Source organism: Clostridium sp. AF27-2AA (assembly GCF_003478505.1).
Classification (GTDB): Bacteria; Bacillota; Clostridia; order Lachnospirales; family Lachnospiraceae; genus Brotaphodocola.
This window is the reverse complement of sequence record NZ_QUFI01000024.1, coordinates 19,245-40,083: the sequence shown is the minus strand read 5'-3', so window position 1 is coordinate 40,083 and position 20,839 is coordinate 19,245. Positions and strand designations below refer to the sequence as shown.

21 protein-coding genes are annotated in these 20,839 nt (G+C 49.4%); 16 read left to right on the top strand and 5 right to left on the bottom strand.

Annotation, left to right across the window (positions count from 1 at the left end):
* Positions 1-77: 77 nt before the first annotated feature.
* Complete coding sequence (locus DWY84_RS17445) at positions 78-221, bottom strand: hypothetical protein (protein ID WP_178716353.1); 144 nt, start codon at positions 219-221, stop codon at positions 78-80.
* 193 nt (positions 222-414) lie between these two features.
* Here DWY84_RS17445 and DWY84_RS12780 point away from each other — a divergent pair, with 193 nt between their 5' ends.
* The 7 genes from DWY84_RS12780 (at position 415) to garD (ending at position 7,710) form a co-directional block, all read left to right on the top strand.
* The gene (locus DWY84_RS12780; RefSeq protein WP_118533763.1) at positions 415-1,785 is read left to right on the top strand and encodes a diguanylate cyclase; all 1,371 of its coding nucleotides are present in this window, start codon (positions 415-417) and stop codon (positions 1,783-1,785) included.
* A 289-nt stretch (positions 1,786-2,074) separates the two neighbouring features.
* A complete protein-coding gene (locus DWY84_RS12775) occupies positions 2,075-2,920 on the top strand; it encodes a PRD domain-containing protein (protein WP_118533762.1) in 846 nt (281 codons plus the stop codon).
* 92 nt (positions 2,921-3,012) lie between these two features.
* Positions 3,013-3,501, top strand: coding sequence for a PTS glucose transporter subunit IIA (locus tag DWY84_RS12770; RefSeq protein ID WP_118533761.1), 489 nt, complete (start codon positions 3,013-3,015; stop codon positions 3,499-3,501).
* Positions 3,502-3,536: 35 nt separating this feature from the next.
* On the top strand, positions 3,537-3,779 hold the full coding sequence (locus tag DWY84_RS12765; protein WP_118533760.1) for an HPr family phosphocarrier protein: 243 nt from the start codon (positions 3,537-3,539) through the stop codon (positions 3,777-3,779).
* A 118-nt stretch (positions 3,780-3,897) separates the two neighbouring features.
* Complete coding sequence (gene nagE / locus DWY84_RS12760; protein WP_118533759.1) at positions 3,898-5,355, top strand: N-acetylglucosamine-specific PTS transporter subunit IIBC; 1,458 nt, start codon at positions 3,898-3,900, stop codon at positions 5,353-5,355.
* A gap of 176 nt (positions 5,356-5,531) precedes the next feature.
* A complete protein-coding gene (locus DWY84_RS12755; protein WP_118533758.1) occupies positions 5,532-6,050 on the top strand; it encodes a hypothetical protein in 519 nt (172 codons plus the stop codon).
* Between the two features lie 142 nt (positions 6,051-6,192).
* Positions 6,193-7,710, top strand: coding sequence for a galactarate dehydratase (garD, locus tag DWY84_RS12750; RefSeq protein WP_118533757.1), 1,518 nt, complete (start codon positions 6,193-6,195; stop codon positions 7,708-7,710).
* 145 nt (positions 7,711-7,855) lie between these two features.
* Here garD and DWY84_RS12745 read toward each other — a convergent pair whose 3' ends face one another.
* A complete protein-coding gene (locus tag DWY84_RS12745; protein ID WP_118533756.1) occupies positions 7,856-9,085 on the bottom strand; it encodes an argininosuccinate synthase in 1,230 nt (409 codons plus the stop codon).
* Between the two features lie 339 nt (positions 9,086-9,424).
* Here DWY84_RS12745 and argC point away from each other — a divergent pair, with 339 nt between their 5' ends.
* From argC to DWY84_RS12710, 8 genes are all read left to right on the top strand, one after another.
* Positions 9,425-10,465 carry an N-acetyl-gamma-glutamyl-phosphate reductase gene (gene argC / locus DWY84_RS12740; protein ID WP_118533755.1) on the top strand — a complete coding sequence of 347 codons (1,041 nt, stop codon included), beginning with the start codon at positions 9,425-9,427 and terminating at the stop codon, positions 10,463-10,465.
* Positions 10,466-10,533: 68 nt separating this feature from the next.
* Positions 10,534-10,998, top strand: a complete 465-nt coding sequence (locus DWY84_RS12735) for a GNAT family N-acetyltransferase (protein ID WP_118533754.1) — start codon at positions 10,534-10,536, stop codon at positions 10,996-10,998.
* Between the two features lie 12 nt (positions 10,999-11,010).
* Positions 11,011-12,237 (top strand): bifunctional glutamate N-acetyltransferase/amino-acid acetyltransferase ArgJ, encoded by a 1,227-nt coding sequence (gene argJ, locus DWY84_RS12730; RefSeq protein WP_118533753.1) that lies wholly within the window; start codon positions 11,011-11,013, stop codon positions 12,235-12,237.
* A gap of 90 nt (positions 12,238-12,327) precedes the next feature.
* Positions 12,328-13,233: an acetylglutamate kinase gene (gene argB / locus DWY84_RS12725; protein ID WP_118533752.1), complete on the top strand. Its 906-nt coding sequence runs from the start codon at positions 12,328-12,330 to the stop codon at positions 13,231-13,233.
* A 26-nt stretch (positions 13,234-13,259) separates the two neighbouring features.
* Entirely contained in the window at positions 13,260-14,459 is a 1,200-nt protein-coding gene (locus DWY84_RS12720; RefSeq protein WP_118533751.1) for an aspartate aminotransferase family protein, read from the top strand.
* Between the two features lie 181 nt (positions 14,460-14,640).
* Entirely contained in the window at positions 14,641-15,624 is a 984-nt protein-coding gene (locus tag DWY84_RS12715; RefSeq protein ID WP_118533750.1) for a D-isomer specific 2-hydroxyacid dehydrogenase family protein, read from the top strand.
* A gap of 44 nt (positions 15,625-15,668) precedes the next feature.
* A complete protein-coding gene (locus DWY84_RS17800) occupies positions 15,669-16,010 on the top strand; it encodes a hypothetical protein (RefSeq protein ID WP_243024850.1) in 342 nt (113 codons plus the stop codon).
* Positions 15,977-17,521: a GGDEF domain-containing phosphodiesterase gene (locus DWY84_RS12710; protein WP_243024849.1), complete on the top strand. Its 1,545-nt coding sequence runs from the start codon at positions 15,977-15,979 to the stop codon at positions 17,519-17,521. The genes DWY84_RS17800 and DWY84_RS12710 overlap by 34 nt, the downstream gene beginning before the upstream one ends.
* A gap of 72 nt (positions 17,522-17,593) precedes the next feature.
* Here DWY84_RS12710 and mscL read toward each other — a convergent pair whose 3' ends face one another.
* The 3 genes from mscL to DWY84_RS12695 form a co-directional block, all read right to left on the bottom strand.
* Positions 17,594-18,064, bottom strand: a complete 471-nt coding sequence (gene mscL / locus DWY84_RS12705; RefSeq protein WP_347560800.1) for a large conductance mechanosensitive channel protein MscL — start codon at positions 18,062-18,064, stop codon at positions 17,594-17,596.
* 89 nt (positions 18,065-18,153) lie between these two features.
* The gene (locus DWY84_RS12700) at positions 18,154-19,023 is read right to left on the bottom strand and encodes a GHKL domain-containing protein (RefSeq protein WP_178716351.1); all 870 of its coding nucleotides are present in this window, start codon (positions 19,021-19,023) and stop codon (positions 18,154-18,156) included.
* 440 nt (positions 19,024-19,463) lie between these two features.
* Positions 19,464-20,213: a LytTR family DNA-binding domain-containing protein gene (locus DWY84_RS12695; RefSeq protein WP_243024851.1), complete on the bottom strand. Its 750-nt coding sequence runs from the start codon at positions 20,211-20,213 to the stop codon at positions 19,464-19,466.
* A 226-nt stretch (positions 20,214-20,439) separates the two neighbouring features.
* On the opposite strand from DWY84_RS12695, the gene DWY84_RS12690 reads away from it, so the two are divergent.
* Entirely contained in the window at positions 20,440-20,820 is a 381-nt protein-coding gene (locus DWY84_RS12690) for a hypothetical protein (RefSeq protein ID WP_118533746.1), read from the top strand.
* Positions 20,821-20,839: the final 19 nt, after the last annotated feature.

Below are 20,839 nucleotides of genomic sequence, written 5' to 3'. Positions count from 1 at the left end.
TAAGCCTGTACGAGATGCAGCAGGGGCGAACGATCCATCATGGATTGTTCGCCCCATTTTTGTTATCAAAGACGGTTTTAATTTTCGTTGTTGCGGTACTTCGCGTTCTTCTCTTTCAGCTTTGCCAGATACTCATTGGCTTCCTTTTCAGACTTGAAGCGCATCTTTGGTCCCTGGGGGCTGAGCTTTAAGACATAGCCGGTGTTTTTTTTCCTGAACATGATGCGTGAATTCCTTTCTTTTGTATGAATGTTTTTATTCTAGCATGAAGTGTGCAAAATGAAAAGGATTATAGCTAAACATTGATTCTGACATTTTTCGACATAATTCTGAAATATATTTTGTTTTTTTGGCAAATCTTTTATAAACTAGTATAGTTTGTCTATGAAAGCTGCGAATAACAGGTGTTGGGGAATGAATCGAAAAAAGTGGAATAATTGCAAATTTGAATGGTGTTGTCTGGGGATTCTGATCGCGCTGGAGCTGATTATGTCCTCTACCTTTTTGGGGTATATCCACGTTCCGCCGATATCGGTGGCCACTGCATATATTCCGGTTGTGGTGATTGGATGTCTGTTCGGAACAGCGCAGTCCGCGTTTGCCGGACTGATCTTTGGGTTTGGCAGTATGTATAAGGCATCTGCATTGTATGTGATGGCAGATGACCGGCTGTTTTCCCCCTTTCAGAGCGGTGCTCCGTTGGAAAGTCTGATCTTGAGTGTTGGGACCAGACTTCTCTTTAGTGTTCTGACCGGACTGCTTTTTTCCTGGTCCAGAAAACGGAAGCATGCACAGTTTTTTAAGTGCCTGACGGCGTTTATTGCTCCAAAGCTGCACGCGTTTTTGGTTTATACGGCAATGGGAATCTTCTTTCCATCAAGTGGTTTTAGCTGGAAATCCATAGGCTCCATGCGGTTTGATGATATGCTGATCCAGCTGCTTTGTCTGGTCAGTGTACTGTTGGTTGACCGGATCTATCAGAGTGAGGCTGTTACGCGTTACCGGAAAGCGGTGAATCAGCAGGAACAGGACTGGCGCTGGTCATTTCGGAGCGTTGTGGTATTTTGCGGCATGATCCTGTTTGTTTTGTGTATGACAGCGGTTTCTACGATTTATTTTTCTGACCGGATAAATTATATGCTGACTGTACATCATGTCGTTGTGACTGGTGAGATTCAGCATGATATCCTGCATTTGCAGATCCAGTTTCGTACAGCGATGCTGGCGCTGAACTTCATTATTCTGATGGCCGCCCTGCTGATGTACCGGTATATGAAATACAAAGAGTATGCAGGGCAGATGGACAGCCTGACCGGCGTTATGGGACGGAGGCTTTTTCTGAACCAGTGCAGGAGAATCCAGGCAGACTCGGAGCCGGGGACAAGGGGCTGGTTCCTGTTTCTGGATGTGGACCGCTTTAAACAGGTGAATGATACCTTTGGACATCCGACCGGGGACAAAGTGCTTCGCCGGTTTGCCCAGGTGCTGGAAGATGCAGTTGCTGACTGTGGCATTGTCGGCCGGGGCGGCGGAGATGAATTTGCGGTGATGATCAGCCGGGAACTGGAACGGGCGGAGCTGGAGAAAATGCTGAGCCGGTTTTTACGGGATATTACCGAAATTTCACCGGATATTTCAGTGGGCAGCAGCATCGGAGCGTACCATTTTCTGTTTCCACATGACATAACAGAGCTTTTGACAGAGACCGACGCTGCGCTCTATGAAGCGAAAGAAAGCGGAAGAGGATGTTTTGTCATTCATGAGGATACCGAAGCGGTTACGTAATGTGCGAATATTGCCATTGTGCGCGCGCAACAACACGAATTGTGAAAAATGAACAATAGAGGATGAAAAGTAAGTTGACATGTCGTCAAAATCATGGTAACATGAGGATAACATGATTTGAATAGCAACAGATTGGGTTGTTACTGTACGGCAGGCAAGACCAGTTCTGAACGATATTTTGTGTGGCAGATATTTGTTCAGAATTGGTTTTTTTATTTCTTTTATATTGCCTGATAATATAAAAACAGATTAGATCGTTGAAGACCGGCTGGTACTGGTGGGGACAAGTATGAAAATTGAAAAAGTGATTAACAACAACGTGGTCAGTGCCCTGGAAGACGGACGGGAAGTGGTCGTTATGGGAAAGGGCATTGGCTTCCAGCTCCGGGCTGGCATGGATATTCCAAACGAGCTGATCGAGAAGGTATTCCGTCTCGACAATCCGGGGATTATGGATCAGTTCAAGAGCCTGGTCCAGAAGCTTCCGCCGGAGCGGCTCCAGATTTCCGCAGAGGTGATCCAGTATGCAAAAGGTGTTATGAATAAAAAACTGAATCATAACATTTATCTCACGCTGACGGATCATATCAATTTTGCAATAGAGCGGTATCAGAAGAAGATGCTGTTTGGCAATCCGCTTCTGCGGGAGGTTCGTACCTTTTACAGGGAAGAGTACCTGATTGGCACTTTTGCGCTGGATCTGATCGAGCGCAGGCTGGGCATTGCTTTTCCGGCCGATGAAGCAGCTTCCATCGCCCTTCATATTGTGAATGCGGAGTACAACACCCGCATGCGTGACACCATTGACATGACAAAGATCATTCAGGATGTCCTTAAATTAGTGGGAGATTATTTTCATATAGAGCTGGATGAAACCTCCACGAGCTACGAGCGCATGATCACGCATCTGCGTTTTCTGGCACACCGGATCTACAGCGGAGAGTCACTGGATGACGGAGCCGGTCTGGAGGAATTTCATGCCATGATCCGGCAGATGTATCCGGAGGAATACGCCTGCAGCAGAGGTGTGAAGGATTTTATCTGGCAGACCTACGGCCATGAAGTGTCGGAGGAAGAGGTATCCTATCTGTCTGTTCATATCCGACGGGTTAGAAATTGCAGTCCGCAGGCTTAAGAAAAACGCTGTCACAGGGGGGGAGTGCATCGGCGGCATGCAGAAAACACAGACGGAAATGGATGGCAGAAAAAAGAAAGGAGAAGAGCGTTATGTTTCAGACACTGAAAAAAATGTTTGGAGGGAAAAAGGAGGCAGATGAGGTATTATCACCGGTATCCGGTTCAGTAGTTCCGCTGAGCGAAGTGAATGATCCTGCCTTTGCGCAGGAGATCCTTGGAAAGGGTGTGGCTGTGAAGCCGTCTGAAGGAGAATTCAGGGCGCCGCTTTCCGGTGAGGTCACAGTGATGTTCGACACCGGACATGCCGTCAGCATCAGGGGAGATAACGGTGCTGAAGTCATTGTTCATATCGGGCTGGATACAGTGCAGTTAAAGGGACAGCATTTTACGGCCCATGTAAAGCAGGGAGACCGCGTTCAGGCCGGAGATCTTCTGATCACGGCAGATTTAGAGCAGATTCGTGCAGCTGGATACGATGTGATCACGCCGGTCCTCATCTGCAATACACCGGATTTTCCGGATATGGTCTGTCACACCGGTATGCAGGTAAAGCCGGCTGATCCGATCATTACCTTATGATTATAAAAAGAACGGAGTGAGGAGATACGAGCTGTATTACGGTCAGACTTCAGGATCCGGAGGGGCTTCATGTCCGCAATGCTGCGAGGATTTTTGCGGCAGCAGGAGACCTGAATGCAAAGATCCGGCTTTGCTTAGGGGAGAAGACAGCAAGGGCGGATCACATCCTGGAACTGATGGCCATGGAGGCCAGAGCCGGAGATTTTATTGAAATCCAGGCGTGTGGCGAAGATGCAGAGCAGGCAGTAAAGACAATTGCGCAGATTCTGCAGAAGTGAGCTGGCAAACCGACTCTTTCATGGCTGTTGTTATATGCAAATGTGATTTGAATCCATTGGGGAATGGTTCAAATAAAGAAAACGCCGAGAGGCGAAAAAAAGAAAGGGGTTTTACATTATGATGAAGTTTTTCCAGAGATTGGGCAAAGCTTTGATGCTTCCGGTAGCATGTCTTCCGGTATGCGGTATCCTGATGGGAATCGGATACATTCTGGCACCTGCGGCAATGGCAGGTGAGGTTCAGGGCTTCACGGCAGGAGGCCTGAGTTATTCCATCGGTCTGTTCCTGATCAAGGCCGGCGGAGCGCTGATCGACAATATGTCCTGGCTGTTTGCAATTGGTGTTGCAGTCGGCATGGCAGATGACAGTGATGGTACAGCAGGTCTGGCAGGCCTGGTTTCCATGTACATGATCACTACGCTCTTAAGCAGCGGTTCCGTTGCCGGTATCACCGGTCACGAGGCAGCTCCGGCGTTCGGCAAGATCGTGAACCAGTTCGTTGGTATTGTTTCCGGTCTGATCGGTGCGAACTGCTACAATAAGTACAAATCCGTAAAACTTCCGGATGCGCTGGCATTCTTCAGTGGCAAGCGTGCAGTTGCGATCTTCACCGCACTGTATTCTATCGTGGCAGCACTTGTTCTGTTCTTTGTATGGCCGTTAGTTTACGGTGCACTGGTTACTCTGGGTGAGACCTTTATCGGCATGGGCGCTCTGGGTGCAGGTATCTATGCATTCTTCAACCGTCTGCTGATCCCGTTCGGTCTGCATCATGCACTGAACTCTGTATTCTGGTTCGATGTAGCCGGAATCAGTGATTTAAGTAATTTCTGGGGCAACACCGGTGTTTACGGACAGACAGGTATGTACATGACCGGTTTCTTCCCGTTCATGATGTTTGGTCTTCCGGCAGCCTGCCTGGCTATGTATCAGACTGCAAAACCGTCTAAAAAGAAAATGGTATACGGACTGCTTGCATCCGCAGCATTCTGCTCCTTCTTTACTGGCGTAACCGAGCCAATCGAGTTCTCTTTCATGTTCCTGGCTCCTGGTCTGTATGTGGTACATGCTCTGTTAGCCGGTATCACCGCTGGTATTACCGTAGCACTTCCGATCCGTGCAGGCTTCTCCTTCTCCGGCGGTGCGGTAGATATGGTACTTAGCTCCTTCACTCCGCTGGCACAGAATCCGTGGCTGCTGATTCCGGTTGGCCTGGCTGTCGGCGTGATCTACTATGTAGTATTCCGTGTTGTTATCGTTAAGTTCAATCTGAAGACTCCGGGTCGTGAGGATGATGACGCAGATGAAACTCAGGTGAAACTTGCAAACAATGACTTTACTCAGGTAGCAAAGATCGTTCTGGAAGGCGTAGGCGGTCCGGAGAACGTAGCTTCTATCGATAACTGCATCACCAGACTTCGTCTGGAGATCAAGGATTACACGAAGGTGGATGAGAAACGGATCAAATCCGCAGGCGTTGCAGGTGTGATGCGTCCGAGCAAGACCTCCGTTCAGGTCATCATCGGAACCCAGGTACAGTTTGTGGCAGATGAATTCAAAAAGCTTTGCAAATAGCAGAGTCCTCCCTGGTTCCAAACCATAGATATGCGAAAGGGCTTTCCCCGGTACGGGGAAGGTCCTTTTGCGCGTCTCTGGAAAAACGGAAAAAGTTTTGCTTTGCTTCACAGAACGGTCATATTCTTCTGGTAAGATGAAATACAATTGCAGATAGAAAGAAGAGGGCGATATTTATGAAACTCAGACAGGGAAAAATGAAGAAAACCATGAAGGGCATTCTGGCAGGAGCATTTCTGCTGGCTGCTGGAAGCGCGGCTGTTTTTGCGGTTGGCACCGAGACAGAGCTTAAGGCTTACGCGGCCGAATGGCAGCAGGCAGAAAACGGAGACTGGACTTACAAAGAAGACGATGGCAGCCTGGCATCCGGCTGGCAGAAGATAGACGGTGTCTGGTATGACCTGGATGCGGAAAATGGGGCGTGGAACAGCCATCCGTCCCTGGATGAGACTTCCGTCTGCTATCTGGTGGAGAATGCGGTAAACCGTGCCGGCTGGTTCAACAGGGAAATTTCTGAGGATATTGTGCTGCATTACCGGGTAGACAGCAAAAACCAGTACAAATATACCGTTGTAGTTCAGGAAGAGAGCCGCCCGGATGAGATTGGAAGCACCTTAAAAACCTTTGAGGTCGACAGACGGACCGGAACAGCCAAGGATGTTTCCACGAAGATCGTATTGGATCTGTATGAATAGAACTTACAAAAACTAAGTTTTTAAAAAAAAGAATTAATTTTACTTATGACATTTCCTGCATTATAATATGATTATCAACAAGGAGTTAAAGCATTGCAGGTTCGTGCAAAACCGCAGTGCGAGACGAAGAAGGAGGAAATGTATGGCACGTTTGTATGTCAAGATCAAAGACCAGGATAACGTTGTTGTAGCTGTTCAGGATCTGAAGGCCGGCACCGAGATCATGGAAGGTCTTGTGACCAATCAGGACATTCCGCAGGCTCATAAGATTGCTCTGTGCGATATCCCGGCAGGCGGAGAGATCATTCGTTACGGCGTTGTTCTCGGCTATGCGATCAACGATATCAAGAAGGGTGACTGGATCAATGAGCATATGCTGGATCTCCCGCAGAGCCCGTCTGTAGATGATATGGAGTACGGCACCAACCTGGTACCGGTGGAGGATCTTCCGATGCCGACCAGAACCACCTGGATGGGTTACCGCAATGCCGAGGGTCCGGCAGGCACCAGAAACCTTCTGGGAATCGTAACCACGGTTCAGTGTGCGGCTGGCGTATTAAAGGTAGCAGTAGAGCGCATTAAGAAGGAGCTGCTTCCGAAGTATCCGAATGTAGATGGTGTGGTAGCAGTTACCCATCCGTATGGCTGTGGTGTTGCGATCAACGCACCGTTAGCATATATCCCGATCCGCGCGATCACCAATGTCATCCGTCATCCGAACTTTGGCGGTGAGATCATGGTAGTAGGCCTTGGCTGTGAGAAGCTGACCTATGACCGCGTGCTTCCGCCGGAGGATATCACCCCGGAGAACGTTCTGACTCTTCAGGACTACGCTGGTCATGACGCTATGATGAACGCAATTCTGGAAATGGCAGATAAAAAGCTGCAGAAGCTGAACAAGAGAACCCGTGAGGAGCTTCCGTTAAGCGACCTGCTGATCGGTATGCAGTGCGGCGGCAGTGACGCATTCTCCGGTATCTCCGCTAACCCGAGTGCAGGTTACGCAGCAGATATGCTGGTTCGTGGCGGCGCTACCGTTATGTTCAGTGAGGTTACCGAGGTTCGCGACGGCGTTCACATGCTGGCAGCACGCTGCCCGGATGCCCACACCCGTGACCGTCTGGCAGAGGAGATGAAATGGTACGACAAGTACCTTGCAGAGGGCGGCGTAGGCCGTGACGCAAACCCGACTCCTGGCAACAAGGCAGGCGGACTTGCGAATATCGTAGAGAAAGCAATGGGAAGTATCGCAAAGAGCGGTACCAGCCAGATCGTGGAAGTACTTTCCCCGGCTCAGAAGCCGACCAAACATGGCCTGATCTATGCAGCTACCCCGGCCAGCGACATCGTTTGCGGACCGAGCCAGGTTGCAAGCGGTATCGGCCTTCAGGTATTCATGACCGGACGCGGAACTCCGTATGGACTGGATATCAGCCCGGTTATCAAGGTCTGCAGCCGTAACGAGTTAAAGAACCACTGGTTCGACATGATCGACATCTCTGCCGGTGATGTGGCTACCGGTGAGAAAACCATCGCAGATGTCGGCCAGCAGATCTTCGACATGATCCTGGATGTGGCAAGCGGAATCAAGCAGCCGTACAGCGATCAGCACGGATTCCACAACGACATGTGCATCTTCAACCCGGCACCGATAACCTGATCCTGCCGGAAAAAGCAAATTAAATTCAAAATTCAGAGAGGACTGCCCCCGGATGGGGTGGTCCTCTTTTATAGCTTTCAAAATAAAAAACCCGGAAAAAGCCGTATGAGCGGCTTCTTCCGGGTTTTTACAGATTCAGATTATTTTATTTGGTCTCGTTTTTCTTAAGCTCAGCCATCTTCATTGCGCGAACCTTAAGCGGCAGTCCGAACAGGGTGATGAAGCCGTCTGCATCGTGGTGATCGTAAAGATCGCCGGTGGTGAAGGATGCCAGGGACTCGCTGTATAAGGAGTACGGAGAAGTAGTACCAGCTTTGATGATGTTGCCCTTGTATAGTTTGAATTTGACTTCACCGGTTACATACTCCTGAGTGGAGGTTACGAATGCGCGGATTGCGTCGCACAGCGGGGTGAACCATTTGCCCTCGTAAACAACCTGAGCCAGCTTGTCGCCCATCTCTTTCTTGACTTCCATGGTAGCACGGTCAAGAACCAGCTCCTCCAACTGCTTGTGAGCCTCCATGAGGATAGTTCCGCCAGGAGTCTCATAAACGCCGCGGGACTTCATGCCTACAACACGGTTCTCAACGATATCTACGATACCGATGCCGTGTTTGCCGCCGAGGGTGTTCAGCTTGCGGATGATGTCAGCAACCTTCATCTTCTCGCCGTTTACGCTGGTCGGAACACCTTTCTCGAAGGTCATGGTAACGTACTCACCCTCATCCGGTGCTTTCTCCGGAGTATTGCTTAATACCAGAAGGTGATCGTAGTTCGGCTCGTTTGCCGGATTCTCTAACTCCAGGCCCTCATGGCTGATGTGCCATAAGTTACGGTCACGGCTGTAGCTGCTGTCTGCTGCAAACGGAAGATCGATGCCGTGCTGCTTGCAGTATTCAATCTCATCTTCACGGGACTGCAGAGTCCAGATATCAGTCATACGCCACGGAGCGATGATCTTGATGTCCGGAGCCAGTGCCTTGATGCCCAGCTCGAAACGGATCTGGTCGTTGCCCTTGCCGGTAGCGCCGTGGCAGATAGCAACTGCGCCCTCTTTTCTGGCAATCTCAACGAGGCGTTTCGCGATGGCCGGACGGGCCATGGAGGTACCTAACAGGTACTTGTTTTCATAGGTGGCGTTTGCCTGTACGCACGGAACGATGTAGTTCTCAGCGAAATCATCTACCAGATCTTCAATGTATAATTTGGAAGCGCCGGAGAGCTTTGCTCTCTCCTCTAAGCCATCCAGCTCATTTCCCTGACCGCAGTCGATGCAGCAGCAGACAACATCGTAATCGAAATGCTCCTTTAACCACGGGATAATTGTAGTGGTATCCAGACCGCCGGAATATGCAAGAACAACTTTCTCTTTCATCTCAAAATCCTCCTTGAGTAGTCTATAAAAATGGTTTTTCAAATTTGCGTTGTCATGTAAGACTTCATAAATATACAACAGTTTCTCGTATTATGCAAGAACTAATTGCATATTTTTCAAAAAAACATTGCATAATATGCATATGTGATGTATAATTATGAAAACTCGCGGGGGACCGTGCGCATCATTTTGCACATGGATCCCTGAGAATATTTGGAAAAAAGTATTTTCTTGTGATGGAAAAGTACTTATAATGAAACTCAGTAAACGGCTCTGCGGCACCTTCTTTTATTAGCAAGCCGCAGAAGTGAATATTTATAAACCGCAGGAGGAACGGCTATGATCAAGGCTGGAATTATCGGTGCGACCGGCTACGCTGGAGCGGAGCTGGCACGTTTGTTACTTCAGAGAGAGGATGTGGAAATCGTATGGTACGGTTCCAGAAGTTATGTGGGTGAAGATTTCGCTTCTATATATAGAAACACGGCACATGCTGTAAACGAGCCGTGCAAGGATGATGACATGGCAAAGCTGGCAGAGATCGCGGATGTGATCTTCACCGCAACGCCGCAGGGCTTCTGCGCATCCCAGGTGACCGAGGACATCTTATCCAAAACAAAGATTATCGATTTAAGCGCGGACTTCCGTATTAAAGATGTAGATGTTTATGAGAAATGGTACAAGATCAAACACGCAACCCCGCAGTTCATCGGTGAGGCAGTTTACGGACTTCCGGAGATCAACCGGGAGAAAATCAAGGGCGCAAGACTCATCGCGAATCCGGGCTGTTACCCGACCTGTTCCTTCTTAAGTACCTATCCGCTGGTAAAGGAAGGCATTATCGATCCGAATACCATGATCATTGATGCCAAGTCCGGTACTTCCGGCGCAGGCAGAAGTGCAAAGGTTCCGAGCCTGTTCTGTGAGGTCAACGAGAGCATGAAAGCTTACGGCGTGGCCGGACACCGCCACACTCCGGAAATCGAGGAGCAGTTATCCTACGCGGTGGGAAAGCCGGTGACCATCAGCTTCACTCCGCATCTGGTTCCGATGAACCGCGGCATTCTGGTAACTGCTTACGCATCTCTGGTAAAGGATGTGACCACGGAAGAGGTAAAGGCCATCTACGATAAGTATTATCAGAATGAATACTTTGTACGCGTTCTGGAGCCGGGACTTCCGCCGGAGACCCGCTGGGTAGAGGGCAGCAACTTTGCGGATGTATCCTTTAAGCTGGATTCGCGAACCAAACGTGTTGTTATGATGGGTGCTATCGACAATATGGTAAAAGGAGCAGCCGGACAGGCCATGCAGAACATGAACCTGCTGTTCGGACTGCCGGAGAATACAGGACTCAAACAGATTCCGGTATTCCCGTAAATAGGAAAGAGAAAGTAAAAGGGCCGGAGGCGAAAGCCTGAGCTTCTGACCGGGAAAGGAAGCAGCACATGGCAGGAACCATGAGTATTTTAGTCCGGGAGATGACCCTGGCAGATTATGATAAGGTATATGAGCTCTGGATGAGCATTCAGGGCTTTGGAATCCGTTCCATCGATGATTCCAGAGAGGGCGTGGAGCGGTTCTTAAAGCGCAATCCCACCACCAGCGTGGTGGCAGAGCAGAATGGCCGCATTGTGGGCGCTATCCTGTGCGGACATGATGGAAGAACCGGATTCTTCTACCATGTGTGCGTGGCGTCCGATTACCGGCAGCATGGCGTGGGGCACCGCATGGTGCATTTTGCCATGAAAGCGCTTCAGGCGGAGGGTATCAACAAGGTGAGTCTCATCGCCTTCAAATCCAACGAGGCCGGCAATGAGTTCTGGCACAACGTCGGCTGGGTGGAACGCAGTGATGTAAACTATTATGATTTCGTATTGAACGAAGAGAACATTACCAATTTTATTAAATAAGAGGAAGACAGTATGTATACAGTAATTGAGGGCGGCGTAACCGCAGCAGCAGGATTTCAGACCGCATCTACAGCGGCAGGAATCAAATACAAAAACAGAAAAGACATGGCAATGATCTACAGCGAGAAACCATGTAAGGCAGCTGGTACCTTTACCACCAACATTGTAAAGGCAGCTCCGGTCAAGTGGGACCAGAAAATCGTAAAGGAATCTGAGTACGCGCAGGCGGTTGTTATCAACGCGGGTATCGCAAACGCATGTACCGGCGCTGAGGGCATGGGCTACTGCGCAGAAACCGCCCAGGCAGCTTCCGCGGCACTGAAGGTTCCGGAGAGCGCCGTTTTAGTGGCATCCACCGGCGTTATCGGCATGCAGCTTCCGATGGATAAGTTAAAAGCAGGCATCGCGGCCATGGCCCCGGAGCTTTCCGGCACCATCGAGAGCGGTACTGAGGCAGCCAAATCCATCATGACCACCGATACCAGAAAGAAAGAGGTCGCTGTTCAGTTTGAAATCGGCGGCAAGACCGTAACCGTAGGCGGCATGTGCAAGGGCTCCGGCATGATCCATCCAAATATGTGCACCATGCTTTCCTTTGTTACCACCGACATTGCCATTTCCAAGGAGCTTCTGCAGGAGGCTCTGAGCGCGGATGTGAAAGATACCTATAACATGATTTCCGTAGATGGCGATACCTCCACCAACGATACCTGCCTGGTTCTGGCAAACGGCATGGCTGGCAACTCTGAGATCACCGAGAAGAACGCAGATTACGAGGAGTTCTGCAAGGCATTAAACTATGTCAATGAGACTCTGGCAAAGAAGATGGCCGGAGACGGCGAGGGCTGTACCGCTCTGTTTGAGGTAAAGGTTATCGGAGCGGAGAGCAAGGCGCAGGCTGTGACCCTTTCCAAATCCATCATCACCTCCAGCCTGACCAAGGCAGCAATCTTCGGACATGACGCAAACTGGGGCCGTATCCTCTGTGCCATGGGTTACTCCGGAGCACAGTTCGATCCGGAGAAGGTAGACCTGTTCTTTGAGAGCGCTGCAGGCAGCATGCAGATCATCAAGGATGGCGTGGCACTGGATTACAGCGAGGAGCAGGCAACCAAGATCCTTTCCGAGCCGGAGGTAACCGCCATTGCCGATGTGAAGATGGGCAATGCGTCCGCAACCGCATGGGGCTGCGATTTAACATTTGATTATGTAAAGATTAACGCAGATTATAGATCTTAAGCACTGCGGATTCTGGCAGACAGGAGCGAAACATGCAGAGCAAGGTACGGACTGCGTCTGAGGCTGCGCAGTCCGGGGAGGGAGACGATTATGAAAAATTCCGAGATTACTGAGTTACAGAAAGCGGAGGTCCTCATTGAGGCACTTCCTTATATCCAGCGTTTCAACCGCAAGATCATTGTTGTCAAATACGGTGGCAGTGCCATGGTGGATGAGCAGTTAAAACACCAGGTCATCCAGGATGTGGTACTGCTTAAGCTGGTTGGCTTCAAGCCGATCATCGTGCACGGCGGCGGCAAGGAAATCAGCCGCTGGGTCAACAAGGTAGGCATGGAGCCGCACTTTGTAAACGGCCTGCGTGTGACTGATGAGCCGACCATGGAGATTGCGGAGATGGTTCTGAATAAGGTGAACAAGAGCCTGGTACAGCTGGTGAACGAGCTGGGTGTGAAAGCAGTCGGCATCAGCGGCAAGGACGGTATGCTGCTCCGCTGTGAGAAGAAGCTTTCCAAGGGCGAGGACATTGGCTTTGTAGGCGAGATCACCAAGGTAGACCCGCAGATCATCTACGATCTGTTAGAGAAGGATTTCCTTCCGATCATCTGCCCGATCGGTTCTGATGAGCATTACGCAAGCTACAACATCAATGCAGATGATGCGGCCTGTGCCATTGCCCGTGCCGTAAACGCAGAGAAGCTGGCATTCCTGACGGATGTAGAGGGTGTTTACCGTGACTTTGAGGACAAGAGCTCCTTGATTTCCGAGATGACCGTAAAAGAGGCACAGAACTTCGTGAACAGCGGAAGCCTGGGAGGCGGCATGCTGCCGAAGCTGCAGAACTGCATTGATGCCATCGAGAACGGCGTATCCCGGGTACATATTCTGGACGGACGTATTGCACACTGTCTGCTTCTGGAAATCTTTACTAACCGTGGTATCGGTACCGCAATCTACAAGGATGGCGATGCGCGGTACTTCCATGAGGAAGCAAAATAAGGTTTGCGAAAAGAGGAGAAATACAAATGGAAAAACAGCAGTACATTGACCGTGCAGAGCACGCATTATATAAAGTTTACAACCGTTTTTCGGTGGTTTTTGACCATGGCGAAGGCGTAAAGCTGTATGACACGGACGGACAGGAATACCTGGATTTTGGCGCAGGCATTGCTGTTATGGGACTGGGATATAGCTGTGACGAAGTGAAAAACGCAGTGAAGGAGCAGATGGACAAGCTTCCTCACATCTCCAACCTGTTTTACAATGAGCCGGCCATCAGTGCCGGTGAGAAGCTTCTGGCCGTATCCCAGATGGACAAGGTATTCTTCACCAACAGCGGTACCGAGGCCATTGAGGGTGCGTTAAAGATCGCGAAGCGTTATGCCTACAATAAGGGCATGGCACCGGATTACGAGATCATTGCCATGAAGCATTCTTTCCACGGCAGAAGCCTGGGAGCCCTTTCCGTAACCGGAAATGACCACTACCAGGAGCCCTTCGCTCCGCTGATTCCGAATATCAGATTCGCGGAGTTTAATAATCTGGACAGCGTGAAGGCACTGTTCTCCGATAAGACCTGCGCCGTTATCATGGAGACCATCCAGGGTGAGGGCGGCATTTATCCGGCGACCGAGGAGTTTATCAAAGGTGTGCGTGCCCTTTGCGATGAGCATGATGCCCTTCTGATATTAGATGAGATCCAGTGCGGTATGGGCCGTAGCGGCGAGATGTTTGCATGGCAGGGCTATGGTGTGAAGCCGGATGTCATGACTACTGCAAAGGCTCTTGGCAATGGTACTCCGGTCGGCGCGTTCCTGGCCTGCGGCAAGGCAGCAACCGCTATGGTACCGGGTGACCACGGAACCACCTACGGCGGCAACCCGCTGGTATGCGCGGCAGCCAACGCAGTTCTGGATGTATTTAAAGAGAAAAATATCGTTGGCCATGTCAAAGAGGTTGGCGCTTATCTCTATGAGAAACTGGAAGAGCTGGTGGCAGAGTATGACTGCGTCATCGCCCACCGAGGCAAAGGCCTGATCCAGGGCCTGGAGTTCAATTCCGCAGTCGGCCCAGTTGTCACCAACGCTCTGTTAGAGCAGCATCTGGTACTCATCAGCGCCGGTGCCAACATCATCCGCTTTGTTCCGCCGCTTGTCATCGAGCAGGCAGATGTGGACGAGATGGTTGTGAGACTGAAGGCAGCGATTGAAGCTGTGATGAAATAAAAATGACATAAAAATGAAGCCAGTGGTCTGGAAACTGCATATGTGCTGCAATTTCTGGGCTGCTGGCTTTATTGCTGTATATTGACAGGGTGGGCAGGTGACAGATATAATCAGGGCAGAGGATTGAGCCACCGTTTCCAGATAACGGCGGTGACAGGCTGAAACGAAGGAGGAGACTATTTTGAAGATTGCCGCATTTGAAGTGCGCCCAGATGAGAAAACATCGTTTGCCCGCTGGGCAAAGGCGTATAACGTGGAAGTGAAAGAGTACAGCGAGATTCCGTCTCTTGAGAATGCAGATCTGGCGGCAGGATGCGAGGGGGTTACGTTTCTTGGCCAGGGAAAAATTAACCGGGAACTTTTGGCGGAATATAAAAAACTTGGCGTAAAGTGCGTCTCTACTCGCACCATTGGCAGTGACCATATTGATCTGGAAGCCGCAAGGGAGCTTGGGATTCTGGTCTGCAACGCGAATTACGCGCCGGACAGCGTGGCAGATTTCACGATCATGATGATGCTGATGTGCTTACGCCAGTATAAGCAGGCCTTCTGGCGTGGATATGTCAATGATTTTTCTCTGGCAGGACTGGAAGGAAGAAATTTAAGCGCCATGACGGTGGGCGTTATGGGAACCGGTCATATTGGCCATCGGGTCATTCAGGATTTGCAGGGATTTGGCTGCCGCATTCTGGCGTATGATGTTTATCAGAACGCGGAAGTGGCAAAACTGGCAGAGTATACAGATCTGGACACCCTGTATAAAGAGAGCGACATCATCACTCTTCATATGCCGCTGCTTCCATCCACTCATCACATGATCAATCAGGAGAGCATTGCAAAAATGAAAAAGGGCGTGATTCTGGTCAACTGCGCCCGCGGCGGCCTGACGGATACGGAGGCGCTGATTGAAGGAATCGAATCTATGCAGATCGGCGCTCTGGGCATGGACACCGCGGAGGGGGAGGAAGGCATCATCCACTGCGATCGCAGAAGCGACATCATCGCGAACCGCAACTGGTTTTACCTTCATCAGTTCCGCAATGTCATCATGACCCAGCACATGGCATTCTACACCGAGCAGGCTGTAGACAGCATGGTACAGTGCGGCATTGAGGGAATCGTGAAAATGGCAGAAGAGGGAACGTATCCCACTATGCTGGATTAATTGTCCATGCGATTCAAAGACAGAATAACGGATGGAGGATACCCATGGTTTACAATATGGATTTTCTGATTGCGGCAATGGTAATATTGCTGCTGATCCTGTGGAATTTTCTGGGGCAGAAAAGAGCAGATGATCTGAACAACCAGATATTCCTTTTCTTTGCAGTCCTTGGAATTCTGGATGTGGCAGCGGAGCTGCTCAGCAATTATTATATTTCATTGGGAGGTGGAGATTTCGGCCTGGCAGCAATACTGGCGACGACCGTCTTTTATCTGTTTCAGGCCCTGCTTCCGTTTACCCTGATCTGCTACATTGTGACGCTGCATGACAACAAGATGATTTCCGCAAAAAAATGCTGCTGCCCGGCCTGGCTACGTTTCTTCTGATCGGTCTTGTTCTGATCAACCCGTTTACGGAAAAGCTGTTTTATTTTGACCTGGCAGAAGGATATGTGGAAGGACCCTGGTATAAGCTGATGTATTACAGTGCCATCTGTCATATGGCAGCAGCCTTTATCCTGATTATTTCCTGGAGCAGGAGACTGGGATACCGAAAGACCATGGTGCTCCTGGAAATTCTTGTGATAAGTGGAAGCGGTGTGGTGATCCAGTTTCTGGACCACTCGCTGCTGATGACAGGCTTCGGTTTAAGTCTCGGTATTCTGGCTTTGTTTATCACGATCAATAATCCCAATGTGAACACGGACAGTCTGACTGGTGTATACAATCATCTCTATCTGACCAGAAAATGTGAGGAGCTGATCGCAACCGGAAAATCATTTCATATCATTACCGTATATCTTTATCAGTTAAAGTACATCAACAAGATCATCGGGATCCAGGGAGGTGACCGCACGCTGCAGCTGACGGCAGATATGATCAGCGAGTTATGCGGGAAGAAGGCTTACCGCATTACTGGAAAGCGTTTTCTGGTGGTGGCCGGTTCCATGAAGGAATATGAGTATTTTCTTACGAAACTGGAGCAGATGTTTGGCGCGGAGACGTCCATGAATGTGGACCGAAGAAAAATCAGCATGCCTGTGATCCTCAGTGGTATTACAGAGGCACAGGCGCTTGGAGATTGCGGACTGATCCTGGAATACGCAGAGTATCTGGAATCTTTGGCTGCGCAGAGCGGCCTGACTGAGGTGATCCAGAATGACAGGAAAAACCTGGATGGCTTTCTATACCAGAAAAAGGTGGAGCAGTATCTTCACACAGCCATTTCGGAGGATCGATTTGAACTGTATTATCAGCCGGTTTATTCCACTGTGGAAAAACGCTTTGTCACGCTGGAGGCTCTGAGCCGCCTGCATCATCCGGAGCTTGGCTGGATCGCGCCGGATGTCTTTATCCAGATCGCGGAAAAAAATCATATGATTGAACAGATCACCGATCTGCAGCTCAGGCGTATCTGCAGGTTCCTGAAGGAAAACTGCGCAGCGCTCAGCCGGCTTTGGAATGTTAAGATGAATCTGTCTTCCCTGGATCTGATGAGGAGCGACTGCAGCAGTCATTTTATCCGCATTATGGATGAGTTTGGAATCCCGCATGACTGGATCCAGTTTGAGATCACGGAAACCGTTGCGACAGAATATAATGGAAGCCTCAAAAAGGTCGCAGATGACTTTACGGCAGCCGGGGTTCGTCTTTGCCTGGATGATTTCGGCTCCGGCTATGCGAACCTGAATACGGTGATGCAGCTTCCGTTTTCCTCGATCAAGCTTGACCGTTCTCTTCTTTTTGATATCTGCAGCGATGAAAAACGGGCTCTGTTTTATCAGAGCGTGGTGGAAACCTTCCGGAGGATGAATTACAGGATCGTGGCGGAGGGCGTAGAAACGGAAGCGGAAATGAGACTGCTGAGCAGCTGGAATGTGGATATGATCCAGGGCTAATACTTCTCAAAACCGCTTCCACAGAAAGAACTTCTGGAATTGTTAAAACAGAGTTATGCTTAAGAATATTTGTTATTCTTTGAATGCAGCAGCGGCCTCGCTCTGAATCTCGTCAGAAAGAATGGAGGTGCAGTGCGGGCAGCGGGTTGCCGCGATGGCAATCTTTGTTTTGCAGTACGGGCATTCTTTTTCCGTCGGCTTTGCAGGCGGAGCCGGTTTCTTGTACAGCTTGTTTAACTGGCGGATAACAAGGAACACAACAAAGGCCATGATCAGGAAATTGATCAGCTGGGTGACGAACAGGCCGTAAGCAACAACGGAGGTCTGCTCCTTTGCGGCCTCCAGGGTTGCGTAGTGCTCGCCGTTTAAGGCAAGGAACATGTTGCTGAAGTCAATCTTTCCGGTGATCAGGCTTAATGCCGGCATGACAACATTTTCAACCAGAGAGGTGATCAGGCTGTTGAACGCGCCGCCGATGATCACAGCGACTGCCATGTCGATCATGTTGCCTTTCAACGCGAAGGCCTTGAATTCTTCCAGAATCTTTTTCATAGATAGTCCCTCTTACATAATTGATTAAAAACAGTATAGAATTTGCGGCGGAAAATGTCAAGATTGGGTCGGACTTTCGTTCAGATAAAGACGGAAGCATAAAAAATGCCATCTTCATGGCGAAATTCGGCCACACCCTGATGACGCTGCGCAATGGCCCGGACCGAAGCGGTTCCGGTGCCAAAGCCCTCGTGCTTGGTGGAACGGAATTGGCCGTTTTCTTCGATGGGAGCGCTGCCGCAGGTATTATCTACAGCCAGTGCAATATGCCCGCTTTCTTCCCGGGCGCGGATGCGGATAAAAGGTGCAGTGTCCGTGCAGTCCCGGCAGGCATCCAGTGCATTTTCCAGGAGATTACCGAGAATGGAACATAATTCCGGTTCATTGATGGAAAGCTGCTTTGGAAGCTCAAGACGAACGGAAAAGTCAATTCCGGCTTTGCGTGCTTCTTCCCCATAATAGCAGACAATGGTATTGACTGCATAATTTTCGCACCAGGTCCGGCCGGTGTCTGGGGGAAGCGTCATGCGGTACTGTTCGATATACGATTTCAGATCCTCGGTTTTCCCGCTGCTCAGATAATGGTCGATCACATTTAAATGCTGACGCAGGTCATGCCGCGCCTGGCGGACGGTTTCCATATGTCTGGAAAGCTGCTGATACTGCGTGCGCTGGATGGCCAGGAGTGTTTCCTGCTGGGCCGCCCGTTCTTTGAGCACGGTCTGCTGGCGGATGATATCAAATGCTTCCAGAAGAATGGAATAGACCAGGACCGTCATGAGCAGCAGCCATATCCTTGTCAGAATAAAACGTGGGGTGCGGACCACATCAATACTCAAATCAAAATTGTGAACGCAGACAATAAAAGTGCCCGAAAATGGAAGAAACCAGGCCTTGTGCCAGAATGCTGGGCTGTCTACCTCAAAAACCCGTTCCCTGGCATTTTTCATGAATCTGAGTCCCAGGGGGAGCGTGAAAAACAGAAAGACAAAGATAATCAGCATACTTTCATTGTGAAGTGAATAAAACGTTAGATCCGAACCGGAAAAGAACCAGCTTTCCAGAAAAAAGCAGATTCCGCGAAGTGTGACCATAAAGTTAAAAATGAAAAAGCACAGGAAAAGCAGTTTCCATGCATTGGCTTTTACACATAAAAAGTAGAGGCTTAGGCAGACCACGGCAAAGATCATATCCGTTATCCGGGTAGGTTTTCCGTGTGCAACAAGATATACATAGCAGGATGACTGGAACAGCTGTCCCAGAAAAATGAAAAACGTAATGCTTTTCAGAGAAAAGCGCAGCTGTTTCCGGAATGGAAACAGTGCCAGGATAAAAAATGGAATCGAGTACAGCGTTTCACAGAGAAAAGCTTTTCCAAATACATGCCAGTTCATAAAGTTATTCCTTTCCGGAGAGAGTCAAACAGATACGCTACAAATGCTTCTTTGGTTTCCTTTTTCTTTCGTCGGCTGCAGAAGATGCATTCACCATTTTTCAGGTGGATGGTACCATCCTCCTGAAAGTCGCCAACCTGTGAAAAATTGAGGAGAAGTCCGCGGCCGCTCATATAGAAGCGTCCGCTCTTGGGAAGCAGGGCCAGAAGTTCTGCAAACGAGAGGCGCGCAGAGATATCTTCTTTTAAAGTATGGATGATCAGCCGGTGATTCTGAGTCTCCGCATACAGAAAATCGTCCAGAAAAATCCGTTTCGCCGAGGTCTGTCCCTGACCAAGTGCAGCCTGAATCTCAATATAAGCCGGCTCAGCAAGAAATGTACGGATTTCATCAAGACACCAGGACAGAGCATTTGCATCAACGGGTTTCAGCAGGTAATCAAGTGGATGGACACGGTAACCCTGCAGTGAATAGTCACGTTCTGAGGTAATAAAAACAAGGGGGATCCGTTCTGCGATGCTGCGCAGTTTTTCAGCAGTTTCAATGCCATTTAAACCGCTCTGATCCAGCATAATATCCATAAAAACCGCATGGTAAAGGCCGGGGCGGAAGTGTTCTAAAAAATCCTCACCGCTTTCATAACAGTCAAAATCTGCCGTCTCGTTATGTTTCTTAAAATTCTCCTGTATCAGCCGGATCAGATGTTCCTGATCCATAGCCAGATCTTCTACAATTGCAAAGTGCATCAAGGCAGAAACCTCCATTATCTGTAAGTATAAGCAGAAAGCCAATGACCAATTTGGTCGAGGATTGACCGTTAACGTCGATGTGGTTTTCAGAAATATTCGTATTTAGTATGATTATAATACAAAATTCTCCGAAGAGAAAGTAAATGACAGGACAATAATAAAAAATGGTACGAATCATAATGGCAGACATGAGATATGAATAATCCAAAAGGCAGGTGGAGTGATGGTACGGATTGTAATATATGGAGAACATGCGGAAGAGACGGATGGACTGGAAATGATGCTGCGCGCAATCTTAACGGAAAAACAAAGGTGGCCGGTCATCCACACTTATATCGGAAATCTGGAAAACTATCTGCATTTTGTCCGGGGAAATCCATATCTGATCATGCTGGTTTCCGCAAGGGGGGAGAAGGGAGCACAGATTGTTCAGAGAATCCGGGAAAATAATCCTGCCGCCTCTCTGATCTGGCTGTCAGATGAGAAAAACGCGCTGGAGTTCTGGAAACTTCATGCAAATGCTTTTGGGCTCTTTCCGCCAGAGAGGGAGCAGCTGGAGGAAGTTTTGACAGACTGTCTTTCAAGGACGGAGAGGAGACGGTAAACTAAAATAAATCAGCCGG